Here is a 2,597-nt window from a genome sequence, read left to right on the forward strand (position 1 = left end):
GCAGCAGTCTGTTGATCCGATCCCTGCTGGGGTTCCATCGTTTCAAGCACTCGATCAGATGGGTGGTGCGTTCGGTGAGAAGGGCGCCAAGACCACTGTTTTCGTGACCATGGAGAACCCGAACGGGTTCACCGACGTGGCGCGGGAACGCTACGACATGCTCGTTCTGCAGTTGCGCGAAAATTTCGACGATGTGCAGTCAGTGCGGGATTTGCTCTCCGATCCGACGACGGCCGGCCAGGCCTTGAGTGAGGACGGGCAAGCCTGGTACTTGCCTGTCGGGGTCACCGGAACTTTGGGAGGGCCAACGGCCACGCATGCTGTGGAGACCGTGCGCCAAACCGCGCAGCGCGTGTTTGACGGTACGGACACCACTGTCCATGTCACCGGGCCGACGGCCACTTTCAGTGACCAGATCGTCAGTGCTGAAAGCGATTTAGTCGTGATCACTGTGGCGACGGTGGCGCTTATCGCGATCATTCTGTTGATCGTTTACCGATCGCTGTTCACCGCGCTGGTGCCGTTGTTGGTGATCGGTGTCAGCCTCGGCGTGGGCCGCGGGGTCTTGTCCGCACTCGGCGAACTCGGTATGCCGGTATCGCAGTTCACCGTCGCGTTCATGACCGTCATCCTGCTCGGAGCCGGGGTCGACTACTCAGTCTTTTTCATCAGTCGCTATCACGAACGGCTACGCCAGGACGCTACCACTGAGGTTGCGCTCGTGGACGCGACAGCAACTATCGGACGGGTCATCCTGGCTTCAGCTGCCACGGTGGCGCTGGCCTTTTTGGCGATGGTGTTTGGTCAGCTGAGCGTGTTCTCCACCTTGGGTCCGGCATGCGCGATCGCCATCCTCATCGGATTCCTCGCCACGGTCACCCTGCTACCACCGGTGTTGCTGTGGGCGGCGCGATTCGGCTGGGGCGCACCCAGACGAGATCTGACCCGAAAGTACTGGAATCGCGTCGCCGTGCTCGTCGTGCGGCGTCCTGTGCCTCTGCTGGCACTAACCCTGGTCGGGCTAATCGTGCTTAGCGTCTTCGCGATGGGCATCCAGATCACCTTCGACGATCGTGAGGGGCAGCCCGCGACAACCGACAGCAACGAAGGCTACGCGTTGCTCGACCGTCATTTCCCTCAAGACGTCACTATCACTGAGTTCCTCGTTGTAGATGCACCGATCGATCTCCGTACTGCCAGCGGGCTGGCCGATCTTGAGCAAATGGCCTCACGTGTATCCCAGATCCCCGGAGTGACTCGAGTCATCGGTGTTACCCGTCCCACCGGGGACAAGCTCGAGCAAGCCGAGCTGTCCTGGCAGAACGGTCAGATCGGGGACCGGCTGGCGGGTGCGGTCGACGATGGCCAGAACCGCCGAGGTGACCTCGAACAGCTCCGTACCGGCGCATTCCAACTCGCCGACGGGCTTACTCAGCTCGACACCCAGGTACGCACCAACTTGGCCCCCCTGGCCGGCATCCTCGATAAGGCAAGCACAGCAGGGCAGCAAATTCAGCAGTACCAGCCGATACTCCGCCAACTCGCCGCATCTGCACCAGCGCTCGATCGCGCTTCTCAGAATGCCCCACAGCTGGCCGCGCTCACCCGCCAAACATCTGCAGCCCTGGCAACAGTGACCTCGATCCTGCCCATCCTCGATAATGCGCCCTGGTGCACCCAAGTCCTGCAGTGCGCAGCTCTGCGCGCGCAGACCCGCAATCTCGACGCCCTACTGAGCAACGGGACCCTCGACCAGATCGCCACGCTGTCAACACAACTCGCGCAGCTGGATACACCGATCTCAACAGTCACCGACCAACTCACTTCCACCGTCAACTCACTGGGCTCCACGCTGGGAAGCATCAGCAGCCAAGACCTTCCCGGCAAGCTCACCCAACTGCAAACAGGTATCAGTCAACTCGCGGCGGGATCACGCCAACTCGCCGCCGGTGTATCCGCGCTGATCGACAGCAACCTTCAACAACTCGCCGGGATGGCCGCGCTAGCCACACAACTACAAACCTCCGCCCGCGAGACCGCCGGAACAAACTCAGCAACCGGCTTCTACCTCCCACCTCAGGCCAACGCAGACCGCCGTTTCGTCGACGTCGCTCGCCAGTTCGTCTCGCCCGACGGCCATACCGTGCGCTACGCAATACAAACCAGCTTCGACCCCTACAGCACCGAGGCCATGCAACTGGCCGACACAATCACCGATGTCGCACTCGCCGCCAGACCGAACACAACCCTGCAGGACTCCAACATCGCGATAGCCGGGTTCCCCGCCATCAACGCCGATCTGCAACGTCTACTCACCGAAGACTTCCGACTCCTAGCGTTGGCCACCCTCACCATCGTCGGCCTGATCCTGATACTCCTACTCCGAGCACTCATCGCGCCGCTATACCTTCTGGGCACCGTCATACTCAACTACACCGCGGCACTGGGTATCGGTGTCCTGATCTTTCAACACATCCTCAAAACCGATATCGCCTGGCCCGTACCACTACTGGCCTTCATAGTCCTCGTCGCGGTCGGCGCCGACTACAACATGCTTCTTATCTCTCGCCTACGCGAAGAATCCCAAAACAACATCC

General features: G+C 61.0%; 1 protein-coding gene. It reads left to right on the plus strand.

Translation table 11 applies throughout. From position 1 onward, the window contains the following. A partial coding sequence (locus NWF34_RS25520; RefSeq protein WP_258326391.1) for an MMPL family transporter occupies positions 1-2,597 on the plus strand: 2,597 nt, incomplete at both ends.

Origin of the sequence: Gordonia sp. GONU (assembly GCF_024733855.1) — a bacterium.
Classification (GTDB): domain Bacteria; phylum Actinomycetota; class Actinomycetes; order Mycobacteriales; family Mycobacteriaceae; genus Gordonia; species Gordonia amicalis.